The sequence below is a fragment of the Janthinobacterium sp. GW823-FHT01H08 genome (genome assembly GCF_058797855.1).
Map to the genome: position 1 here is coordinate 252,015 of NZ_CM179504.1, position 21,286 is coordinate 273,300.

Here is a 21,286-nt window from a genome sequence, read left to right on the forward strand (position 1 = left end):
ATGAACCCTACTACCAGTTTGCCCAAGCAGGTCAAGATCGTCGAAGTGGGGCCGCGCGACGGCCTGCAAAACGAGAAGGAAACCATCAGTGCCGCCGTCAAGATCGAGCTGGTCGACCGCCTGACCCTGGCCGGCTTCGCCAATATCGAGGCGGCGTCCTTCGTCTCGCCGAAATGGGTGCCGCAGATGGCCACCAGCGCGGAAGTGATGGAGAGAATCGCGCGCCGCTCCGGCACGATTTATTCGGCGCTGACGCCGAACATGCAGGGTTTCGAGGCCGCCTTGGCGGCAAAAGCCGATGAAGTGGTAATTTTCGGCTCGGCCTCGGAGGCGTTCTCGCAAAAAAACATCAACTGCTCGATCGCCGAATCGATCGCCCGCTTCGAAGGCGTGGCGAAAGCGGCCAAGGAACACGGCCTGCGCCTGCGCGGCAGCATCAGCTGCGCCTTCGGCTGCCCCTACCAGGGAGACGTGCCGCTCGACGCCGTGGCCGACGTGGTGGGCCGCATGCGCGACCTCGGTTGCGACGAGATCGACATTGCCGACACCATCGGCGTGGCCACGCCGAGAAAGACGCAGGCGGTGATGCAGCGCGCCATCGGGGCTTTCCACGTGGGCGGCCTGTCCGGCCACTTCCACGACACCTACGGCCAGGCGCTGGCGAACATCTACGCCAGCCTGGAAACGGGCATCGCGATCTATCATTCGTCGGTATCGGGCCTGGGCGGCTGCCCGTACGCCAAGGGCGCCACGGGCAACGTGGCCACCGAGGACGTGCTGTACATGATGCAGGGACTGGGCATCGCCACCGGCATCGATCTGGACCTGGTGGTGGACGCGGGGCAGTTCATCTCGCAGCAGCTGGGGCGCAAGGGATCGAGCCGCGCCGGCAATGCACTGGCGGCGAAACGGGCCGCGGCGTAGGTCGGATTAGCGTGGCGGAGCCACGCGTAATCCGACGCCACCAGCGCCATGGCCATGGCCAACACTGTTGTCGGGTTACGCGCTTTGCGCTAACCCGGCCTACCCGACCAATGCGACCCGTACAGACGAAAAAAAACCCAAGAGCCGAAACTCTTGGGTTTTTTTCTACAAATTTGGTCGGAGTACAAGGATTCGAACCTTGGACCCCCTGGTCCCAAACCAGGTGCGCTACCGGGCTGCGCCACACTCCGAAGACCAAGATAATACAGGCCGTATCGACTTCGGTCAAGGGTCAGGTGAAACTCTGTGTAAATTATTTACGGACGACACTGAGATGCATGTATTTTTCAAAACGATTGAAGTATGCGACACTGGCTTGGCAAGTTTTCCCGATCAGACATGAAGGCGACGACGGCAATGGAGTTCAGGATAGAAAGAAGCGGCGGCGGCCAGCCCGTGCCGAACCGCCGCGGCATCGTGCTGGGCATCGCCGTGTCCTTGCTGCTGCATGGCGCATTGATCACTCTGTGGCGCCACGTGCAACCATCTGTTCCACCAGACACGGCCCCGCGCGTGGAATCGATCGCCGTGTGGATACGTCCGCTGGCGGCCAAGCCGCCCCCGCCGCCGGTCGAAGTCGTCAAGCCGAAGCGCGAACCAAAACCCATCAGCAAGCCGAAACTCGCCACGGCCCGGGAAACGCCGGCGGCGCCCACGGCGCCAGCATCGAGCCCGCAAGCCATCACGGTCGTACCGGCCTCACCAGCCACGCCGGCGGCCAGTCCCGACACCTTCAGGCAAGAAACTGCGGAAACGCCAAAGTTCGACATGGAAGCGGCCAGGAAGACGGCGCGCAAGATGGCGGGCGAACGCGACCCGTCAAAGGTGGGCACGGCCGTGGGGCAAATCCCCGACAAACCGCTGCAAACGGAAACCCAGCTGGCGCGCGACATCGCCCAAGGCAAGCGCGGCGATTGCCGCACCGCCTATTCCGGCGCAGGCTTGCTGGCGCCCGTGCTGATGTTGCTGGACAAGAAGGATAGCGGCTGCAAGTGGTAACGATCTGGCAATATTTCCATCTTGGCTAGGCCATCATCACATTATTCCTGCCCCTTCAACTGCAACGCCCGCTCATACAGGGCGTTTTTCTTGCGCCCCGTGATTTGCGCCGTCAGATTCGCCGCCTGCTTGACGCTGCATTCGGCCAGCAGGATGTTGAGGATGCGTTCCGCTTCCACGTCTTCCGCGTCCTGCGCTTGCGTGGCGCCTTCCAGCAGGACGACGAACTCTCCCTTTTCGCGGTGCGCGTCGGCACGGATCCAGCTTTCCGCTTCCGACAGGGGGCAGCGGTGGATTTCCTCGAACAGTTTCGTCAGTTCGCGCGCGAACACCACCTGGCGCGTCGGCTCGAACGCTTCCGCCAGGGCCGTGGCGCAATCGAGGATGCGGTGCGGCGCTTCATAAAACACCATGGTCGCCGTCACGCCGCGCAGGCTGTGCAAGATGTTTTCGCGCTGCTTGGCCTTGGCCGGCAGGAAGCCGACAAAGTAAAACTGGTCATTCAACAAGCCGCTGGCGGAGATGGCGGTGATCGCCGCCGACGGGCCGGGCAGGGGCAGCACGCGCAATCCCGCCGCGCGCACGGCGTCGACGATGCGCGCGCCGGGGTCGGACACGGCGGGCGTGCCTGCGTCGGAAACGAGGGCGATGCGCTCGCCCGCGTGCAGGCGCGCGATCAAGGTCTGCGCCACTTCGCGCTCATTATGTTGATGCGCCGCAATCAATGGCTTGTTCAAGCCGAAGCGCGTCAGCAGGTGCGCCGTGTTGCGCGTATCTTCACAGGCGACGGCATCGGCAAGGCTCAGCAAGTGCAGCGCGCGCAGGCTGATATCGGTCACATTACCGATGGGCGTGGCCACTATATACAATGTTGCGATAGGATAGACCTGGTGCGCCGCCTCTGTCATGATGGGCAGGCTGGCGATGGAACTGATTTCTTGTACGGTCATTTTGGAGGTTGAATGCTTGCTAATAGTGTGAAGTTACTGCTTGTTTGTGCCGCGACCGGCATGCTGAGCGCTTGCAGCACGCCTTGCGACGCGCCCGGGCAATTGTGCGCGCCTATTGAATCTAACACAAGGGCGCTGCCGCCACCGAAGCCGCTGCCGCCTCCCGTGCCGCCCAAGCCGCCCGCGCCAGAACCGGTGACGTTTGCCGTGGCCGTGCCCGACATTACCGCGTACGACGGCAGCGGCGCGCCGCTGGCGCCCACCGCCACCAAGCCGGCAACGGGCACGCCGCAGGACATGCCGGCCGCCACGGCACCGGCGCCGTCCGACGGCAATCTGCACCATATCGGCCTGCTGCTGCCGCTGCGCTCGGCGTCCCTGGGTCCGGCCGCCGAACTGCTGCGCGCCGGCTTCATGGCCGCGTATGAGCGCGACCGCAGCGGCTTCGAAGTAACGGTGATCGACACGGGCGACGGCAGCAGCGACGTGCTGAACAAGTTTGCGCAAGCGCAAGAGGAACAGGACGTCGTCGTCGGACCGTTGTCGCGCTCGGCCGTGACGGCCGTGGCGAACAGCGATCTGGTACGCAAGCCGACGATCGCCCTGAACCACCCGGACAACCGCGGCGAAGCGCGCCTGCCGGCCAAGCTGCTGGTGATGGGCCTGTCGATCGAGGCGGAAGCGCGCCAGGTCGCCGCCTGGGCCGCCAGCGAACAGCCGGGCGCCAGCGCGCTGATCCTGTCGGCCGGTTCGCCTTCGCAGCGCCGCATCAGCGCCGCCTTCAAGCAGGAATGGCTGCGCCAGGGCGGCAAGGTCGATGCGATGGACTTGACGGCCACGAATGGCTACCTGAGCGATGCGGAGCTGGTGCAGCTGCGCGCGCGCCTGGCCGCCACGCCGCCGGGCCTGCTGTTTGCCGCGCTCGACGCCGACCAGGCGCGCCAGCTGCGCGTGGCCATCGGCAGCGATCTGCCTCTGTATGGCACCTCGTCACTGAACCCCGGCGCCGGGCGCGGCGCCAGCGGCCCCGAACTCGACGGCGCGCGCCTGCTGGACCTGCCATGGCAGGTGCGGCGCGACCATCCGCAAGTGATGGTGTATCCGCAGCCGCCGCAACCGGCAGACGCCCGTTTGACGGCCGACATGGAACGTCTGTACGCGCTGGGCATCGACGCCTTCCGCGTGGCGCGCGAAGTGGCGCTGCGGCCAAACGCGCCATTCACGCTCGACGGCGTGACGGGCCGCCTGGCCGTGCGCTTTGAGAATGATCAAAGCGTGTTCGAACGCACGGAACAGGCCGCCACCTACCAGCAGGGCGTGCTGGGCACCTGGCCACCGGCTCCGCCGCCACCTGCCACCATGCCGCCGGTACAATAAGGACACCGCCATGCCGCCCTTCTGGAACAAACGGGAACGGGGACGGCAGGGGGAAGACGATGCGCTCGCGTATCTGTTGCTGCAAGGCTTGGTGCTGCTGGAACGCAATTATCTATGCAAGGGCGGCGAGCTGGACCTGATCATGCGCGATGGCGCCTCCATCGTCTTCGTCGAAGTGCGGCTGCGCAGCAGTGCGGCCTTCGGCGGTGCCCTGGCCAGCATCACGCCCGCCAAGCAGCGGCGCATGGTGGTGGCCGCGCAAACCTGGCTGCTGGGACAAAAAACCGTGCCGCCCTGCCGCTTCGACGCGCTGGCCATCGATGGCGGGCGCATCAGCTGGCTGAAGAACATCCTCGATATGTAAGCATTTTTAACAGTGCTTGTCCGCCATGCCGCGCGCCTGCACTATAATCGGCAGACTATGAATAATCAACGCATCCTCTCGCACTTCCACGAAAGTGCCGAACTCAAGATCCAGGCCGCCACCGTACTGGCGCAACCCATTGCGCAGGCGATCGACCTGATGTTTTATGCATTGTCCAACGGCAACAAGATCCTCGCCTGCGGCAACGGCGGTTCCGCCGCCGATTGCCAGCATTTCGCGGCCGAGCTGGTCGGACGCTTCGAACGCGAGCGCTTTCCGCTGCCGGCCCTGGCGCTGACGACGGATACGTCGATCCTGACGGCCGTGGCGAACGACTACAGCTACCGCGAGATCTTCTCGAAGCAGGTGCAGGCCTTCGGCCAGGCCGGCGACATCCTGCTGGCCATCTCCACGTCGGGCAATTCGGCCAACGTGATGGCCGCCGTGGAAGCGGCGCTCGAGCGCGAAATGCGCGTCGTGGCGCTGACGGGCAAGGACGGCGGCGCCATCGGCAAGATGCTGACGGACGCCGACGTGCATATCTGCGTGCCGGCCGAGCGCACGGCGCGCATCCAGGAAGTCCACCTGACCACCATACATTGCATCTGCGACGGCATCGACGTCGCGCTATTCGGAGGAGACGTGAATGACTAAATTCGGTACTGGCCCAGGCTGGAAACGCGTACAACGCCCGCTGGCCACCGCACTGCTGTGCGGCGCCATGCTCACTTCGCTCACCGGCTGCATCGAATTGATGGTCGGCGGCGCGGTGATGGGCGGCGTTGCCGCGGCGGACCGCCGCACCCTGGGCGCCCAGACCGAAGACAAGTCGATCGCCGTCAAGGGCGAGGCGCGCATCCCGTCCATCGTCGGCGATGCGGGCCACGTGAATGTCACCAGCTTCAACCGCCGCGTCCTGCTGACGGGCGAAGTGCGCGACGAGGCGATGAAAAATGCCGTCGAGCGCGAAGTGCGCAATATCGAGGGCGTGGAGTCGGTGGCCAATGAGTTGATCATCGCCGGACCGGCCAGCTATACCTCGCGCTCGAACGACGCGCTGATCACCACCAAGGTCAAGGCCAGCCTGGTCGACATGAAAACCATCTCGGCCGCCTCGTTCAAGGTCGTCACGGAAAACGGCACCGTCTTCCTGATGGGCCGCGTGACCCAGCGCGAAGGCACGGTCGCGGCCGACGTGGCGCGCGGCGTGGGCGGGGTGCAGAAAGTGGTCAAGCTGTTCGACTACATTTCGGAAGCGGAACTGAAGCAATTGCAGCCCGATCCGCCGCAGCAGCGCACGACCAGCACGGTCAGCGATACGGTCCAGCAATAAACGCCTCCGCCGTTTGACCTACGGCGCCAGACTGACGATGCGTCTATAATGGCCGCATCGTTGCTCTACATTAGTGAAACTTTGCCATGTCCACTTCGCCCTCCGCAAGCAAGTCCTGGATCAAGCCAGCCCTCATCGCCGTGTTCGTGGCGGGCGTGGCGGCGGCCGGCTATCTGTCGCTCAATGACAAGCAACGCGCGCCGGACGTGACTTTCCACGGCATCCATGGCGAGAAAATTACCTCGGCCAGCCTGCGCGGCAAGGTGGTGATGGTCAATTTCTGGGCCACTTCGTGCACCACCTGCGTGGCGGAAATGCCGGACATGGTCGACACCTACAACAAGTACAAGGGGCAGGGACTGGAATTCGTGGCCGTGGCCATGAAATACGATCCGGCCAACTACGTGCTGAATTTCGCCGAAACACGCCAGCTGCCATTCAAGGTGGCGCTCGACGTGACGGGCGAGGCGGCCAAGGCCTACGGCGACGTGGCCCTCACGCCCACCACCTTCGTGCTCGACAAGCAGGGCAAGATCCTCAAGCGCTACGTGGGCAAGCCGGAATTTGCCGAACTGCACAAATTGCTCGAAACGGCCATCGCGGGATAACACGGCACAAAACCCTGTTGCCAAGCGTTGTCAATCTGTTATAACCTTCCCAGGCGTGATCCCATTCACCTTGTGAAGGCCAGCCGTGTCCCCAGCCGCTCAATCGCTCGACCCGCAGCAACTGAAAACCTGGCTGCTTGCCACCGGGAACAAGGACGCCACGGCGTTCCGCCAGCTATATAACTCCACCTCATCGAAACTGTTTGGCTTCGCGCTGCGTATATTGCATAAGCAAGAGCTCGCTGAAGAAGCCTTGCAAGAGGGTTTTGTCGCCATCTGGAACAACGCCGCCGCTTACCAGAGCCATCTGGCCGCGCCGATGACCTGGATGGCCACCATCGTGCGCAACAAGGCGTTCGATGTGCTGCGGCGCAGCGACGATACCGTGGAAATCGATGCCGAACAGTTTGATAGCGAAGTCATGAATGCACTCCGGGACCCCCAGGCCACGCCGATCGAATCACTGCAGCTGAGCGGTGACGCCAAGGCGCTGGCGTTTTGCATGTCGGCCCTGGAAGGGCTGCACCGGCAGGTGGTCGCCCTGGCCTTCTATCACGACCTGTCGCACAGCGAAGTGGCGCAGCAGATGTCGCTGCCGATCGGCACCGTGAAGACGTGGATACGCCGCAGCCTGGAACGGCTGCGCACGTGCCTGGCGAAACGGGAGGCATCATGAATATCCGCGGCAATGACGCGCTGCGCCAGAAACTGGCGTCCGAATACGTGCTGGGCACCCTGAAAGGGGGCGCGCGGCGGCGTTTCGAAGGCTGGCTGCACAACGACGCCGATTTGCGCAATATCACGGCCGAATGGCGCCAGCGCCTGGAACCGATGGCCGAATTCGCCACGCCCGTGGCGCCGCCCAAGCGCGTGTGGCAGCAGATCGAGCAGCGCCTGCACCTGAAGCCGCAGGGCCGCTGGTCCTTGTTCCGCGATGCGCTGTCGTTCTGGCGTTCGCTGGGCATGGCGTCGAGCGCCATCGCCGCGCTGCTGGTGATCGTCGTGGCCACGCGCGTGATGGAGGCGCCGCAGATCAGCTATGTCGCCAGCCTGACGGACGAAAAAGCGCAAACTGCCCTGCTGCTGACGGCCGACAGCCGCCACGGCGCGCTCGAGGTGCGCATGGTGGCCAACGCGCCCGTGCCTGCCGACCGCGACCTGGAACTGTGGGCCGTGCCGAAGAGCGGCAACCCGCGCTCCCTGGGTTTACTCGCCGACAAGGGCAACGTGAAACTGGCCCTGTCCCAGCGCGCCATCGGCAACGACGTGGCCTTGCTGGCCGTCACCCTGGAGCCGAAAGGCGGTTCGCCGAATCCGAACGGACCGACGGGACCAATCTTGTATAAAGGTAACTGGGTAAAAATTTAACCCTAACGCAAAAATCCGGGGTCAGACCCGTCGGGTCTGACCCCAGCAGTTGATTTGGGTTGCTTACCTTACTTTGGATACAGAATCATCTGCGTACAGCGGAACAGGGCAATCGTCTTGCCCGTTTCCTTGCTTTTCACCACGGCATCCCACACTTGCGTGTTGCGGCCCTTGTGCTCGACCTTGGCGGTGCAAGTGAGCGTGCCTTCACGGGCCGTGCCCAGGTGGTTCGATTTCAGTTCGATGGTGGTGAAATTCGTCGCGCCTTCGGGCAGGTTGACGATGCAGCCGTAGCCGGACGCCGTGTCGGCCAGGGTCACGACGCTGCCCGCGTGCAGATAGCCGTTCGGCGCCAGCAGGTGGGGCAGCACGGGCAATTCCGCCGTCAGCTGGCCGTCGCCCACTTCCGTGATGACGATGCCCAGGTGGCCGGGCAAGCGGCCCGTGCCGCGTTCATTCAACATTGCTACGGTGATGTCGGGATTGCTCATGCTGGTCCTTGTGCGGGTGGGTCCGGACAGCGGATCTGCCGGAAAATACTATGATGATAGCAACTTTCCCGGCAACGGTTTGAGCGCAGCTATTTTTTGCCGCGCCGCCGTTTCCACCACACCAGCGTCCCCGTCAGCAGGAACAGCAAGGGCATCAAGCCAAACAGCGTAATGAAGGCGCGCCCGGCCATGCCGAACGCTTGGCCCGAATGCAGAGGGAATTGCCAGCCCAGGAAGACATCGCCGGCCGGCGCCCGCAAGGGATCGCGTATGCGCAGGGGCAAGCCGCTGCGCGCATCAAGGGTGATGCGCGTGGCGCCGTCGCCGTGGGCAATCTCGCCGGGCTGGCGCACGCGCACGTCATACGGCTGGTCCTTCTTGGCCGGCAGCACGATGCGCGACACGCGCGCATGCGGATACAGCTGCTGCGCGGCGGCCATCGCCTGGCCCGCATCGAGCACGGCGCCGTCCTGCTGCACATTCTTGAGTTTTGCCGTGTCCGGCACCGTCGACACGAGCTCCACCAGGGGCACGATCAATTGCGGCAAATTGAAATAGATGCCGGAAAAGGCCAGCACGGCCAGCACGGGCGCGGCAAAGAAGCCCGCCGCCTTGTGAAACGTGTAATTAAAACGGGGCCAGGAGCCGCCATGCGACACCGTCAAGGCGCGCCGGATCGCCGTCCACTGCAGGCGCGGCCACCACAGATAAATGCCGCTCAGGGCCATCAGCAGCAGGGCCACGCCGGAAATGCCCGTGATCGTCTTGCCCGCGTCGCCGGACAATACATAGCGGTGCAAATGAAACATGCCCGACATCAGCAATGGGCGCGTGAGGCCGAAGCGCCCCCAGTCGCGCTCGCCTTTGACTTGCAGGGTGTACGGGTCGACCATCACCTGGCGCACGATGGCCTGGCTGAAGAGGGATGGTTTGCCTGGCTGGCGGTACGAGGCCACGTACACGTCGCGCGCGTCGGCGGGCGGATTGAGCTGGCTCGGCTTGCCGTAGGAGGGGTCGGCCGTAAGCCCATCCACCACCGCCTGCACCGTGCGCGGCGTCACCTGGAACACCTGGCCAGGTGCGGGCGTGCTCGCCTGTAACAAGTTGGGATTCAGGTAAGCGTCGAGTTCCGGCATCCAGGCGATGGCGGAACCCGTCAAGCCCAGCAGGACGAACAGGGCGCCGAACCACAGGCCCACGTACAGGTGCAGTTTGCTGAGCAACCACTTGATCGAGCGTTGTGACATGGAAACTTTGGGAAATTTGGGCTGCGAAACGATAGCATGAAAGCCCTGCGGGGAAAATCACGCGCAGCAAGAAAGGAAGGAATAGAACAACACGCTCATGACAACGGCAGATTCGGATAAAAACGAGCGTTTCGGCACCATCAGCGAGCGCATCGGCATCGCGCGGTTATGTTGCGCGGCATACACTTTCCCCTATACTTATCGAAAGGAAAACTATGACCGCCTCCCGCTTCCTCGCCGCCACCTTGGGCCTCGCCCTTCAACTGGGCGCGCACGCCGCCGATTTCACGGTCACCAGCACCGACATCGCCCCCGGCCAGCGCCTGGCGAGCGCGCAAGTATTCCAGGGCTTCGGCTGCACGGGCGGCAACCTGTCGCCGCAATTGTCATGGAGCAACGCACCGGCCGGCACCAAAAGCTACGCCGTCACCCTGTACGACCCGGACGCGCCCACGGGCAGCGGCTGGTGGCACTGGAGCGTATTCAATGTGCCGACCAGCACCACGTCCTTGCCTGCGGGAACGACAACCGCCACCCTGCCAGCCGGCGCCGTACAAGGGCGCAACGATTACGGCGACAGCGCCTACGGCGGCGCCTGCCCGCCACCGGGCGACCAGGCCCACCGCTACCAGATCACGGTGTGGGCGCTGAAAACGGACAAGCTTCCCTTGGACCGGCACGCCAGCGGCGCCATGCTCGGCTACATGCTCAATGCCAACGCGCTGGGCAAGGCACAGCTGACGGGACTGTATGGCAGATGACATGGAAGCGGTGGCCCTGAGCGAGCTGCGCATCGCCCACGGCACCATCGAGGCGCGCCGCGCGCAAACCCTGCGCCGCGTGCCCGTCTTCCAGAGCGCCCTGTGCCGCGTGCGGCAGGGAACCAAGCTGCTGGAATGGGGGGCGCGCCAGGCGCGCGCCGGCACGCACGACGTGGTGATGATGCCGGCGGGACAGGAACTGGGCGTAGCCAACCTGCCTGACGCGCAAGGCTATCGGGCGGAAGTGCTGAGTTTTTCGCCGGCCCTGATCGCCCGTTTCCGCGCGCGCCATGGCGGCCTCGTCGATACCCAGCTGCGCCAGGCGGCCACGGCCAGCCTGTGCGTGCCGCTCGATGCCCACGCGGCACTGGCCTGGGACCAGCTGACGGCCAGCCTGGCGAGCAGCACACCGCCCGCGCTGCTGGCGCACCAGGCGGAAGGCTTGCTGCTGGCCCTGGCACTGGGCGGCCATTGCGGCCCGCTGTTGCTGGACCGCCGCGATCCGCTGGCCGCGCGCGTGCAGCAAGTGCTGCTGCTGGACCCGGGCGCCGACTGGAGCGTGGCCAAGGTCGCCAGCCATCTGCACCTGGGCGCCTCCACCCTGCGCCGCCAGCTGGCCCTGGAACAGCGCCATTTCCGCGCCATCCTGGAAGACGTACGCCTGGGACTGGCCTTGCAGGAATTACAATCTGGCATCTTACCCATCGGCGACATCGCCGCCGCCTGCGGCTATGCCTCGCCATCGCGCTTCGCGGCCCGTTTCCGCCAGCATTACGGCCTGTCGCCGCGCGACCTGCGCGCCACCTTGTAAGCCCGCTCTGGCGCAAATCAAGCAACAAGCGCTGACAGCGCGGCGATTTTCTTGCTACTATGCGCCCATGTCTTCCCGCCAGCCATCCCGCAAGCCTTACCCGGCGTCCGCCCTCGCGCGCACGCCGTGGCAGCTGTGCGTGGCGCTGTTCAGTGCGCTGGCCCTCGTGTTCCTGCTGTCGACGGCCGCCTCGCACCTGCACAAGACGACGCTCGACGCGGAAGAGTGCGCGCTGTGCGCCACGGTCATCGACAAGGTGGCCGACATCGCCGTGCCGCCGGCCATCGCCGAGCCGCCCGCCCAGTTACTGCCGTACCGCCTGCTGGCCATCGCGCCCGCTACCCTGGCGCCCGTCGCCGCCATCCTGCTGCCGCCCGTGCGCGGCCCGCCTGCCGCCTCACTGTAGTTCCCACGCTGTTTTTATCCTTTTCAGGCTGCCCCTTGCCGCACTTTCATGCGCGCCGGGCCGCCTGGCGTTGACTATTTTCGAGGTTTACCATGCAACACACTCCACGTCTGAGCGCGCTGTCGCTCGCCCTTGCCAGCCTGTTTACCGTTTCCGCCCATGCCGCCGAGCCTGCCGAAGCCAGTAGCGATACCGCCCCGCCGGAAATGCAAAAGGTGGAAGTCACCTCCGCCCATCTGAAAAGCGCGCGCATCGAACTGTCGCCGAAAGTCGGCACCACCATCTACAGCATCGACAGCCACATGGTCGACATGCTGGGCCAGGGCGACAACACGCCGTTCAATGAAGTGCTGCTGCGCCTGCCGGGCGTGTCGCAGGATTCGAAGGGCTCCGGCGCCCTGCACGTGCGCGACGACCATGCCAACGTGCAATACCGCATCAATGGCGTGCAGTTGCCCGAAAGCATCAGCGGCTTCGGCCAGTCGATCGACACGCGCCTGATCGACAAGACGGATTTCATGACGGGCGCCTTGCCGGCCCAGTTCGGCCTGCGCACGGCCGGCATCGTCGATATTGAAACGAAGGAAGGCGGCTTGAGCCCTGGCGGGCGCATCGGCATCATGGTGGGCAGCCACGACCACGTGGAGCCGAGTGCCGAATTTTTCGGCAGCGTGGGCAAGTTCAATTACTACCTGTCCGGCAGCTATCTGGGCAATGCCCTGGGCGTGGAAAACCCGCAAGCCACGCGCAGCGCCCTGCACGACAAGACGCGCCAGAACAAATCGTTCGGCAGCCTGTCGTATTTCCTTGATGACAACACCCGACTGGGCGCCATGTTCGGCACGTATAACGGCCGCTTCCAGATCCCGAACAACCCGGACCAGGCGCCGGCATTCAGCTTGGCCGGCCACAGCGATGCGCAGGCGGGCACGTCCAGCATCCCTTCCTCGCAGCTGAATGAAAACCAGCGCGAAGTGAACCGTTTTCTCGTGCTGTCGCTGCAAAAAAGCCTGGGCGACGTCAATTACCAGGTGTCGGCCTTCCACCAGTATTCGGAACTGCACTTCACGCCCGACGCCATCGGCGACCTGATCTACAACGGCGTGGCCTCGGACTCGCGCCGCGCGAACAGCGCTTCCGGTGCCCAGTTCGACATCAGCTACAAGTTGCACCAGGACCACACCGTGCGCGCGGGCCTGGCCTACACGCGCCAGAAAACGACGAGCGACAACACGGTGGCCGTCTTCCCGGCGCTGGACGGCGCGCAAACCTCCACCACGCCGATCAGCATTCTGGACAACAGCGGCAAGACGGGCACCCTGGCCAGTGTCTACCTGCAGGATGAATGGCATATCAGCAAGCCTTTGACCCTGAACTACGGCGCCCGCTTCGACAAGGTCTCGGCCTACACGAGCGAACAGCAATGGAGCCCGCGCGTCAACCTGGCCTACCAGATCGCGCCGGGCACAGCCCTGCACGCCGGCTATTCGCGCTACTTCACGCCGCCGCCGCAAGAACTGGCCGCCCAGGGCAGCATCGACCTGTACGCGAACACGACGAATGCGCCGGCAATCGGCCAGTCCGACAACGTCAAGGCCGAGCGCACGCATTACTACGATATCGGCATCAGCCACCAGGTCAATTCAAAACTGACCGTGACGGCCGATGTGTACTATAAAAAGATCAACAACCTGCTGGACGAAGGCCAGTTCGGCCAGGCGTTGATCCTGACGCCGTTCAACTATGCGGATGGCTACGCCAAGGGCCTGGAGCTGTCTGCCATCTACAGCGAGAAAAACTGGGGCCTGTTCCTCAACGCCAGCACGCAAAAGGCGCAGGGCCGCAACATCAATTCGGGGCAAGCCCTGTTTGGCGCCGATGAGTTGAACTACATCAGCCAGCACTATGTCTACCTCGATCATGACCAGAAATACACGCTGTCGGGCGGCGGCCACTATCACTTCGGCGATTCGCAAGTGAGCGCTGACTTCCTCTACGGCAGCGGCCTGCGCATGACACCGGACGGCGGCGCACCGAATTCCGGCCATTTGCCGGCTTACTTCACCGTCAACACGGCGCTCACGCACACGTGGAAGAACACGCCGGTGGGCAAGGTGGAAGGACGGCTGGCCCTGATCAACCTGTTCGACAAGTCGTATTTGCTGCGCGACGGTTCCGGCGTGGGCGTGGGAGCGCCGCAGTATGGCGCCCGCCGCAGCATCTACGCCGGCCTGTCGACCAGTTTTTAACCGTTACCACCGTTACGCGCGAAGACAGCGGCAGGGAGCAACGCCTGCCGCTGTCGGTTGCCGTTGAGAAACGATCTCGCGGCGTCTATCGGGATGCTGTTTTAATGGGGAATATCGGCGATGGGTAGCAGCATGGTCAGCGGATCATCGGGGAGAGGCGTAAAACCATACTGTTGATAAAACTGCGTACCTTGCGGCTCTTTGGCATCGACAAACAGGGCAAAGCCGCCCACCTCCGCTGCGACCGATTGCACGCGCTTCATGGCCGCGACCAGCAGCAATGCGCCAAAGCCGCGACGCTGATGCCGCTGCGCGACAGCAAGCCGCGCCAAGGTAAAGCCGGGTACGTTGCTGGGCAACTTCTTCATCATGGCGATGGGAATAGCCTCCTTGGGGGTCATGGTACGAATCGCCAGTGAAAAATAGCCAATAATTTCCGTAGGATCAGTTTCATCGACCAGCACGAACGTTCGCGATGCGCCATGCCGCTGATGCTGCCTTGCTATTGTCTGCAACCACGTATCCAATACCGGTGTGCCGCAATGAAACCTTGTTACATCATGTATTGCTTTCAGTGCTGTCACGAAGTACGCCATTCTCTACTTTCTGTGCATAATTTTCAAAAGCCTTCGTCAAAGCCGCATTCGGCCCCTGCGGGTTTTCCAGCAAATCGATCATCATGGCGGCGTCACGACGGGAATAGCGGATCAGGTATTCGCGATCGATGATCATTTCCGCCTTTTCCAATGCAGCTTGCACGAGGAATTGATTCAAGGTAGCGCCGGTCAGCTCAGCCGCTTCTTGAAGTTTCTCGGCAATTGAGCCGGAAACCCTGGCCGTAATACGGCCGCGTTCTTCAGTCACACTCATTATTTAGCTCGTGTCGTCGGGTTTGTTCGGGTGTCGTCGGGTATCCCAATGAGCATAGCACATGATGGGGACAAAGCAACCCTTATTGGAGACAAAATGTCACCACTATTCATTGCCCCATTTGATTTCGGCATGGTGATGCGCCTGCAGATACGCATTTGCCTGGCTGAACGGCTTGCTGCCAAAGAAACCTTTGCTGGCCGACAAGGGCGAAGGGTGGGGCGCCGTCAGCACCAGGTGCTTGCCGGGGTCGATCAGGATGCGCTTGGCTTGCGCATAGCCGCCCCACAGGATGAACACAAGGTGTTCGCGCTCGGCGGACAGGTGGCGGATGGCGCTGTCCGTGAGCTTTTCCCATCCCTTGGCTGCGTGCGAACCGGCCGCCCCTGCGCGCACCGTCAGCACGCTGTTGAGCAGGAACACGCCTTGCTCGGCCCAGTCGGACAAATCCGTGCGCGTGCGCGCCACGCCCATGTCGCTGTGTAATTCCTTGAAGATATTCTGCAGGCTCGGCTGCGGCGGCGTGCCTTCGGGAATCGAAAAGCACAGCCCCATGGCGGCACCGGGCGTGTGATACGGGTCTTGCCCCAGGATCACCACCTTGACTTGCCCGAACGGCGTCAGGTCGAAGGCGCGAAAAATGAGTTTACCGGGAGGACAACACGGCCCCGCCGCATATTCGGCCTTGACGAAGGCGGCCAGGCGCTCCCAGTAGGGCTGGGCAAACTCCCCCTCCAGCCGCGCCTTCCACGATGCGTCGATGCGTACGTCCATGGCTCCCCCGTCAATCATGTTTTTAAAACATCATTGATCAGTATAGCCGCGTCACGTCCGGTACCGCGTTACGGTACGGCTGGGCAATGCCTATTTGTCGTCATAGTGATAACGGCAGGCCGCCACGTAGATGCAGCCCGCGTCGGGCAGATACACGAGCCGGTGCTGGCGGTCGATGCGGCGCGACCAGAAACCCGTCAGGTCGCCTTTCAGCGGTTCCGGCTTGCCCGTGCCCTTGAACGGATCGGCCAGGCATGCATCGAGCAAGTCGTTGATTTTTTGCAGGATTTTCAAGTCGTTCTCTTGCCAGAACAGATAATCCTCCCAGGCATGATCGGTCCAGGCCAGCACGGCGGCGCGCGCCTGCTGCTTGTTTTCAGTCTTCCGGTTTTTCATGCCGCGCCAATGCCCGTGGCTGCGCCTTGCCCGCCTTGATCTGCGCCACGGACGCCATCAGCCGGCTGGCATTCTTTGCCGTGCCCAGCAAATACAGGGTTTCCTCGATGCTGTTGTAGTCCGACAAGGACAGCATCACCACATGTTCGCCATTCACGCGCGTGATCACCGTAGGCGTATGGTCGTTGCAGACGTCGTCCATCACGCTTTTCAGGCCCGCGCGCGCCTCGCTGAAAGTCAGGATATTCATGCGGTGCCACCACTCCATGGAAAGTACATGCCAATAATTGTACAGGATATTGTACATCACCTCAATCAGGCAAAAAAAAGCCGCCACGCTATCGCGGGCGGCTTTGATGTGGCGCAAGCTGCTTAGAAATTCAGCGCCGATTCCACGCCGGCGCTGTGCGCCTGTTCATCCGCGTGGTACGAGCTGCGCACCATGGCGCCCACGGCGGCGTGGGTGAAGCCCATTTTATAGGCTTCCTCTTCGAACATTTTAAACACGTCCGGGTGCACGTAACGGCGCACGGGCAGGTGGCTGTTCGATGGCGCCAGGTACTGGCCGATGGTCAGCATGTCGATGTCGTGCTCGCGCATGTCGCGCATGACTTGCAGGATTTCCTCGTCCGTCTCGCCCAGGCCCACCATGATGCCGGACTTGGTTTTGACGTCCGGGTACATGGCCTTGAAATCCTTCAGCAGTTTCAGCGAGTGCATGTAGTCGGAGCCGGGACGTGCTTCCTTGTACAGGCGCGGTGCCGTTTCCAGGTTGTGGTTCATGACGTCAGGCAAACCATCCTTGAACAGATCCAGGGCTTTTTCCAGGCGGCCACGGAAGTCGGGCACCAGCACTTCGATGCGGGTGTTCGGCGACAGGGCGCGCGTTTGCTGGATGCACTCGACGAAATGGCCGGCGCCGCCGTCGCGCAAGTCATCGCGGTCGACGGAGGTGATGACGACGTAGTTCAGGCGCAGCTTGGCGATGGTTTTCGACAGGTTGGCCGGCTCTTCCTTGTCCAGCGGGTCCGGACGGCCATGGCCGACGTCGCAGAACGGGCAGCGGCGCGTGCACTTGTCGCCCATGATCATGAAGGTGGCCGTGCCCTTGCCGAAGCACTCGCCGATGTTCGGGCAGCTGGCTTCCTCGCACACGGTGACGAGCTTGTTTTCGCGCAACACATCCTTGATTTCATAGAAACGGGTCGAAGCCGAAGCGGCCTTGACGCGGATCCAGTCCGGCTTTTTCAGGCGCTCGATCTGCTCGATCGGGACGATCTTGATCGGGATGCGCGAAGTCTTGCTGGCGCCTTTTTGCTTTTCGCTCGGGTTGTAGGCGGGAGCGGCGGGGGCGGTGCTGGAAATGGTCTCAGAAGTCATGGCTGCAAGCCCTTGACGGGCATGTTGGTTTGTTTGCTCAGGCATCCGCTGCCTGAGGCGCGCCTGCGGCGCTGTTTACTTCGCTTACATCGAGTAATACGGTCAATTCCTGGGCCAGGGCCCGCTGCACCTCGGCCAGCGGCGCCACGACGCCCATGCTGCGCATGTCCGCCGTCTTCAGGCCGGAATAGCCGCAAGGGTTAATCCAGGAAAACGGCGCCAGGTCCATCGCCACGTTGAGCGATACGCCATGGTAGGTGCAACCGTTGCCGCGCACTTTCAAGCCCAGCGCGGCGATCTTCGCACCCTTGTCTGGTCCGCCAGCAATATAGATGCCAGGCGCGCCATCGATGCGCTCGCCAGCGAGATTATACGCCGCCAGCACGTTGATGATGGCTTGCTCGATTTTATGCACGAACTGGCGCGCATACAGCTTGCCGCCCGGCTTGTTGCGGCGCAAGTCCATCAGCAGGTAAATCACCACCTGGCCGGGGCCGTGGAACGTCACTTCGCCGCCCCGGTCCGTCTGCACCACGGGCACACTCTCGGCGCCGGCCAGCAGATGGCCGCGGTCGGCCGCCAGGCCCAAAGTAAATACGGGCGGATGTTCGACGATCCACAGTTCGTCGCGCGTGTCCGTCGTGCGCGCATCGGTAAAGGCGCGCATGGCGGCAAAGGTCGGCTCGTAATCGACGCGGCCCAGCTCGCGGATCAGCGCCGTTTCGGTGCGGGTGGTGGTCATGACAGATTCTGTAATCAGCTGCCGGCGCCCTGCGGACGCTGCGGCGAAGCCGTGATTATAAGCCAGGCCGCCGTTTCATTCAGCCAAGGGCGCCTCGTCGTTGCCAGAAGGCAGCAGCAAGCTGCCCAATTTTTGTGCAGCGTAGCGCACCTGGGCCAGGCTCAAGGCCGTGTAACCGAGCAGCACGGCCGGCGCCAGCCTGGCGCTGTGGCAAAAATCGCCGAGCGGCTGCAGCGCCAGACCCTCCTGCGCCGCGCGCGCGCAAAAGGCCCGTTCATCGCCATCGGGCGGCAGCCACAGCACGCAATGAAAGCCCGCCTGCTGGCCGGAAATCGTGTAACGCCCGGGGGCCGTCTGCTCGAGGCAGGCCAGCAGCAGGTCGCGCCGCTCCTTGTAGGCCAGCCTGGCCTGGCGCAGATGGCGCACGAAGGCGCCTTCTTCCATCCAGGCGGCCAGCGCCAGCTGTTCCGTCACGCCCACGGACCTGCCCGTCAATTGCACGATGCGCAGCAGCTGCGGGCGCAAGGCGGGCGGCAGCACCATGAAGCCCACGCGCAGGCCGGCAAACAGGGTCTTGTTGAAACTGCCGCAATAAATCACGCGCTGGTACTGGTCCAGTGCCTTCAGGGCCGCCAGCGGCGCGCTGTGGTAATTGAATTCGCTGTCGTAATCGTCTTCCACCACCCAGGCGCCGCTGTCGTTCGCCCATTCCAGCAAGGCCAGGCGGCGCGTGACGGACATGGTCACGCCCAGCGGCGACTGGTGCGCCGGCGTCACGTACGCGAGGCAGGCGTCCGTGTGCGCGGCCAGGGCGGCGCAATCGATGCCCTCGGCGTCGACGGCAATATCCACGGGCACGGCGCCGGCCAGGGCAAACAGGGCGCGCGCGGCCGGGTACCCCGGTTCTTCCAGGCACACCTTGTCGCCATCGCGCACGATGCCGCGCGCCAGCAAGTCGATCGCGTGGCGGATGCCGGTCGTGACAACGATATCTTGCGGGTCGCAGCGGATGCCGCGGTACTTGGCGAGGAAGTCGGCAATCTGCTGGCGCAGCTGGGGCAAGCCGGCCGGATCGGCGCTGCACAGCTGCTCCGGCGTGGCGGCCGCCAGCGCCCGCGTGGCGCACTTGGACCAGGCTGCCATGGGAAACAGGCTGGCGTCGGCGCGCCGCGCCACGAAGGGCAAGCCGTCGCGCACACCCGTGTCCGACGCGGGCGCGGGCACGCTGGCCGGCGCGGCCGGGGCGGTATCTGCAAATCCTGCCATCAAAAAGCGCTCCGGCACCACGGCGCACACGCGCGTGCCGGAACCGGGCACGCGCGTCACATACGCTTCCGCGTGCAGGCGGTCGAACACGGTTTCGATGGTGCCGCGCGACAACTCCCACCGTTCGGCCAGGGTGCGGCTCGATGGCAGCCGGCTGCCCGCCGGCAGCATCTTCGTCAGGATGGCCGAGCGCAGCGCTTCATACGCGCCATCCTGCTTGTTGACGCCTGCCTTGTCGAGCCAGCTGGTGGGACGAGGCAAGTCCAGGGCGTGCGGTGATTTTCCTCGCGGCATGATGATCGTCCAAGTGGTCCAATGAGTTTTCTGATGAGTGGCACTTCGCATTACACCACAACCAACCTACTCTCATCGTTCCGGTGCGCCAGCGGGGCGCACGTTTGCAAGGATCGTATAAAACAATGCAGAAACACATCGCTTTATGGGCCTGGGGCGGCATCGTGCTGCTGCTGGTCTGCCTGTCGCGCATCAGCATCGACATCTATCTCCCTTCGCTGCCGGCCATGGCCGATGCCCTGCATGCCAGCGATGCCCAGTTACAACTGACCCTGAGCCTGTTCATGGCCGGCTCCGCCGCCTCGATGCTCGCCTGCGGACCGCTGGCCGACCGCTACGGACGCCGACCCGTGCTGCTGGCCGGCACGGGCATTTTTGTGCTCGCCAGCATCGTCTGCACCTTCACCAGCGATGTGCACGTGCTGATCGCCGCACGCGTGCTGCAGGCGTTCGGCGGCTGCAGCGGCACCATCATCGGCCGGGTCATGGTGCGCGACCGCTTCGACCCCGCCACGCAGGCGCGCATGCTGGGCAGAATATCGATGGCGATGGGTTTGTCGCCGATCCTGGCGCCGCTGGCCGGCAGCGTGCTCGACGCGGCATTCGGCTGGCGCGCCGTATTTGGCGTGCTGTGCCTGCTGGGTGCGCTGTCGCTGTGGCTGATCGCCGCCTGGGTGCCGGAAACCAAGCCGGCCAGCGTCGTACCACAGGGCAATACCCTGGCGCTGTACTACCGCCTGCTGGGCGACAGATATTTCCTGCGCTATGCGCTGGCCATCGGCTGCGTGTATTGCACGTATTTCCCCTTCATCGCGGAATCGTCCGTGCTGCTGCAAAGGGGCATGCACCTGTCGCCTGGCGCGTATGCGCTGGTGTTCGGGCTGACGGTGAGCGGCTATATCGCGGGGTCGAGCCTGTTCCGCGCGCTGGGACCGCGCCTGGGCGCCGATCACATGCTGGGCGTGGCTGTGCTGCTGAATGTGGCGGGGGCGGCCAGCCTGTTGCTGGCGGGTACGTTGGCGCCGCAGCATGTGGCGTCGCTGGTGGCGCCCATGCTGCTGGTGATGGTGTCGGTAGGCATGGCGATTCCCGCCTGCCAGCTGGCCGTGCTGCAGCCGTATGGCGCCCAGGCGGGCAGCGCCTCGGGCCTGTTCTTCTTCGTGCAGATGGCCATCACGGCCGCCTGCGGCGCCGTCATCGCCGCCATCACGGACGGCAGCGAAAAACCGCTGCTGTGGGTGACGGCGGCGGCCAGCGGCGCCTTTGCCGCCGTCTGGCTGCTCACGAAGAGCCGGGCCAGCGTGGCGGCAGCCAGCCTTACATGACGATCTTGACCATCGGGTGGCCCGACAGCGCCATGTACAGGGCGTCGAGCTGCTCGCGGCTGATGGCGCGCACGGTCACGGTCAGGCCCGTGTAATTGCCCTTGCCCGATGGACGCTCTTCCATGCGGCCCACATGGAAGGTCGGATCGTGGCTGATGACCAGCTCGAGCATGGTCGGCGCGAAATCGACATGCGTCGGACCCATGATCTTGATGGGAAAATCGCTCGGGTATTCGATCAGCGATTCGCTGGGAGGAATCGTCACTTCGGTCGGTGGGGTGGTTTGCATGG

Annotated in this window: 26 protein-coding genes and 1 tRNA gene; 14 read left to right on the forward strand and 13 right to left on the reverse strand. The window is 63.8% G+C overall.

The window, feature by feature from the left end; genetic code table 11:
* Positions 1-924 (forward strand): hydroxymethylglutaryl-CoA lyase, encoded by a 924-nt coding sequence (locus AC3RCG_RS01025; protein ID WP_492402536.1) that lies wholly within the window; start codon positions 1-3, stop codon positions 922-924.
* A gap of 174 nt (positions 925-1,098) precedes the next feature.
* On the opposite strand, the gene AC3RCG_RS01030 is transcribed toward AC3RCG_RS01025, so the two are convergent.
* Positions 1,099-1,175: transfer RNA gene (locus tag AC3RCG_RS01030), tRNA-Pro, on the reverse strand.
* Between the two features lie 112 nt (positions 1,176-1,287).
* On the opposite strand from AC3RCG_RS01030, the gene AC3RCG_RS01035 reads away from it, so the two are divergent.
* Positions 1,288-1,983, forward strand: a complete 696-nt coding sequence (locus AC3RCG_RS01035; protein ID WP_492402534.1) for a hypothetical protein — start codon at positions 1,288-1,290, stop codon at positions 1,981-1,983.
* 41 nt (positions 1,984-2,024) lie between these two features.
* Here the strand turns inward: AC3RCG_RS01035 and rsmI are convergent, their stop codons facing one another.
* Positions 2,025-2,933: a 16S rRNA (cytidine(1402)-2'-O)-methyltransferase gene (rsmI, locus tag AC3RCG_RS01040; protein ID WP_070312660.1), complete on the reverse strand. Its 909-nt coding sequence runs from the start codon at positions 2,931-2,933 to the stop codon at positions 2,025-2,027.
* 165 nt (positions 2,934-3,098) lie between these two features.
* On the opposite strand from rsmI, the gene AC3RCG_RS01045 reads away from it, so the two are divergent.
* From AC3RCG_RS01045 to AC3RCG_RS01075, 7 genes are all read left to right on the forward strand, one after another.
* Positions 3,099-4,310, forward strand: a complete 1,212-nt coding sequence (locus AC3RCG_RS01045; RefSeq protein ID WP_083293649.1) for a penicillin-binding protein activator — start codon at positions 3,099-3,101, stop codon at positions 4,308-4,310.
* A 10-nt stretch (positions 4,311-4,320) separates the two neighbouring features.
* Complete coding sequence (locus AC3RCG_RS01050; RefSeq protein WP_070288965.1) at positions 4,321-4,674, forward strand: YraN family protein; 354 nt, start codon at positions 4,321-4,323, stop codon at positions 4,672-4,674.
* Between the two features lie 57 nt (positions 4,675-4,731).
* Positions 4,732-5,328 (forward strand): phosphoheptose isomerase, encoded by a 597-nt coding sequence (locus AC3RCG_RS01055; RefSeq protein ID WP_034752465.1) that lies wholly within the window; start codon positions 4,732-4,734, stop codon positions 5,326-5,328.
* Entirely contained in the window at positions 5,321-6,007 is a 687-nt protein-coding gene (locus tag AC3RCG_RS01060; RefSeq protein WP_070223194.1) for a BON domain-containing protein, read from the forward strand. The genes AC3RCG_RS01055 and AC3RCG_RS01060 overlap by 8 nt, the downstream gene beginning before the upstream one ends.
* Before the next feature lie 86 nt (positions 6,008-6,093).
* Positions 6,094-6,615: a peroxiredoxin family protein gene (locus tag AC3RCG_RS01065; RefSeq protein WP_070223196.1), complete on the forward strand. Its 522-nt coding sequence runs from the start codon at positions 6,094-6,096 to the stop codon at positions 6,613-6,615.
* An 85-nt stretch (positions 6,616-6,700) separates the two neighbouring features.
* The gene (locus AC3RCG_RS01070; protein ID WP_070312662.1) at positions 6,701-7,291 is read left to right on the forward strand and encodes a sigma-70 family RNA polymerase sigma factor; all 591 of its coding nucleotides are present in this window, start codon (positions 6,701-6,703) and stop codon (positions 7,289-7,291) included.
* Positions 7,288-7,983 carry an anti-sigma factor gene (locus tag AC3RCG_RS01075; RefSeq protein ID WP_492402530.1) on the forward strand — a complete coding sequence of 232 codons (696 nt, stop codon included), beginning with the start codon at positions 7,288-7,290 and terminating at the stop codon, positions 7,981-7,983. Before AC3RCG_RS01070 ends, AC3RCG_RS01075 begins: the two co-directional genes overlap by 4 nt.
* A gap of 68 nt (positions 7,984-8,051) precedes the next feature.
* Here the strand turns inward: AC3RCG_RS01075 and AC3RCG_RS01080 are convergent, their stop codons facing one another.
* Both AC3RCG_RS01080 and AC3RCG_RS01085 read right to left on the reverse strand, forming a co-directional pair.
* Positions 8,052-8,474, reverse strand: coding sequence for a PaaI family thioesterase (locus AC3RCG_RS01080; RefSeq protein WP_070312664.1), 423 nt, complete (start codon positions 8,472-8,474; stop codon positions 8,052-8,054).
* An 89-nt stretch (positions 8,475-8,563) separates the two neighbouring features.
* The gene (locus AC3RCG_RS01085; RefSeq protein ID WP_492402528.1) at positions 8,564-9,721 is read right to left on the reverse strand and encodes a PepSY-associated TM helix domain-containing protein; all 1,158 of its coding nucleotides are present in this window, start codon (positions 9,719-9,721) and stop codon (positions 8,564-8,566) included.
* A 215-nt stretch (positions 9,722-9,936) separates the two neighbouring features.
* Between AC3RCG_RS01085 and AC3RCG_RS01090 the strand changes: the two genes are divergently transcribed.
* The 4 genes from AC3RCG_RS01090 to AC3RCG_RS01105 all read left to right on the forward strand — a co-directional run bounded on the left by AC3RCG_RS01090 (position 9,937) and on the right by AC3RCG_RS01105 (position 13,948).
* Positions 9,937-10,482: a YbhB/YbcL family Raf kinase inhibitor-like protein gene (locus tag AC3RCG_RS01090; RefSeq protein WP_492402526.1), complete on the forward strand. Its 546-nt coding sequence runs from the start codon at positions 9,937-9,939 to the stop codon at positions 10,480-10,482.
* Positions 10,472-11,293, forward strand: coding sequence for a helix-turn-helix transcriptional regulator (locus tag AC3RCG_RS01095; protein WP_492402524.1), 822 nt, complete (start codon positions 10,472-10,474; stop codon positions 11,291-11,293). The genes AC3RCG_RS01090 and AC3RCG_RS01095 overlap by 11 nt, the downstream gene beginning before the upstream one ends.
* A 67-nt stretch (positions 11,294-11,360) precedes the next feature.
* A complete protein-coding gene (locus tag AC3RCG_RS01100; RefSeq protein WP_070312667.1) occupies positions 11,361-11,699 on the forward strand; it encodes a hypothetical protein in 339 nt (112 codons plus the stop codon).
* A 92-nt stretch (positions 11,700-11,791) separates the two neighbouring features.
* A complete protein-coding gene (locus tag AC3RCG_RS01105) occupies positions 11,792-13,948 on the forward strand; it encodes a TonB-dependent receptor (RefSeq protein WP_492402522.1) in 2,157 nt (718 codons plus the stop codon).
* A gap of 101 nt (positions 13,949-14,049) precedes the next feature.
* Here AC3RCG_RS01105 and AC3RCG_RS01110 read toward each other — a convergent pair whose 3' ends face one another.
* From AC3RCG_RS01110 to pdxR, 8 genes are all read right to left on the reverse strand, one after another.
* Entirely contained in the window at positions 14,050-14,532 is a 483-nt protein-coding gene (locus AC3RCG_RS01110; protein WP_492402520.1) for a GNAT family N-acetyltransferase, read from the reverse strand.
* Entirely contained in the window at positions 14,507-14,818 is a 312-nt protein-coding gene (locus AC3RCG_RS01115) for a type II toxin-antitoxin system TacA family antitoxin (protein ID WP_071650246.1), read from the reverse strand. The genes AC3RCG_RS01110 and AC3RCG_RS01115 overlap by 26 nt, the downstream gene beginning before the upstream one ends.
* A 105-nt stretch (positions 14,819-14,923) precedes the next feature.
* Complete coding sequence (gene ung, locus AC3RCG_RS01120) at positions 14,924-15,592, reverse strand: uracil-DNA glycosylase (RefSeq protein WP_492402518.1); 669 nt, start codon at positions 15,590-15,592, stop codon at positions 14,924-14,926.
* Positions 15,593-15,682: 90 nt separating this feature from the next.
* The gene (locus AC3RCG_RS01125; protein ID WP_070223221.1) at positions 15,683-15,988 is read right to left on the reverse strand and encodes a Txe/YoeB family addiction module toxin; all 306 of its coding nucleotides are present in this window, start codon (positions 15,986-15,988) and stop codon (positions 15,683-15,685) included.
* On the reverse strand, positions 15,969-16,238 hold the full coding sequence (locus AC3RCG_RS01130; RefSeq protein ID WP_070223351.1) for a type II toxin-antitoxin system Phd/YefM family antitoxin: 270 nt from the start codon (positions 16,236-16,238) through the stop codon (positions 15,969-15,971). Before AC3RCG_RS01130 ends, AC3RCG_RS01125 begins: the two co-directional genes overlap by 20 nt.
* Before the next feature lie 122 nt (positions 16,239-16,360).
* Positions 16,361-17,368 carry a lipoyl synthase gene (gene lipA / locus AC3RCG_RS01135; RefSeq protein WP_070223223.1) on the reverse strand — a complete coding sequence of 336 codons (1,008 nt, stop codon included), beginning with the start codon at positions 17,366-17,368 and terminating at the stop codon, positions 16,361-16,363.
* A gap of 37 nt (positions 17,369-17,405) precedes the next feature.
* Positions 17,406-18,110 carry a lipoyl(octanoyl) transferase LipB gene (gene lipB / locus AC3RCG_RS01140; protein ID WP_409027528.1) on the reverse strand — a complete coding sequence of 235 codons (705 nt, stop codon included), beginning with the start codon at positions 18,108-18,110 and terminating at the stop codon, positions 17,406-17,408.
* 75 nt (positions 18,111-18,185) lie between these two features.
* The gene (pdxR, locus tag AC3RCG_RS01145) at positions 18,186-19,670 is read right to left on the reverse strand and encodes a MocR-like pyridoxine biosynthesis transcription factor PdxR (RefSeq protein WP_409027527.1); all 1,485 of its coding nucleotides are present in this window, start codon (positions 19,668-19,670) and stop codon (positions 18,186-18,188) included.
* A gap of 125 nt (positions 19,671-19,795) precedes the next feature.
* On the opposite strand from pdxR, the gene AC3RCG_RS01150 reads away from it, so the two are divergent.
* On the forward strand, positions 19,796-20,995 hold the full coding sequence (locus tag AC3RCG_RS01150; RefSeq protein ID WP_409027526.1) for a multidrug effflux MFS transporter: 1,200 nt from the start codon (positions 19,796-19,798) through the stop codon (positions 20,993-20,995).
* Here the strand turns inward: AC3RCG_RS01150 and AC3RCG_RS01155 are convergent.
* Positions 20,988-21,284, reverse strand: coding sequence for a DUF493 family protein (locus AC3RCG_RS01155; RefSeq protein ID WP_070223235.1), 297 nt, complete (start codon positions 21,282-21,284; stop codon positions 20,988-20,990). The genes AC3RCG_RS01150 and AC3RCG_RS01155 overlap by 8 nt on opposite strands.
* Positions 21,285-21,286 lie beyond the last annotated feature (2 nt).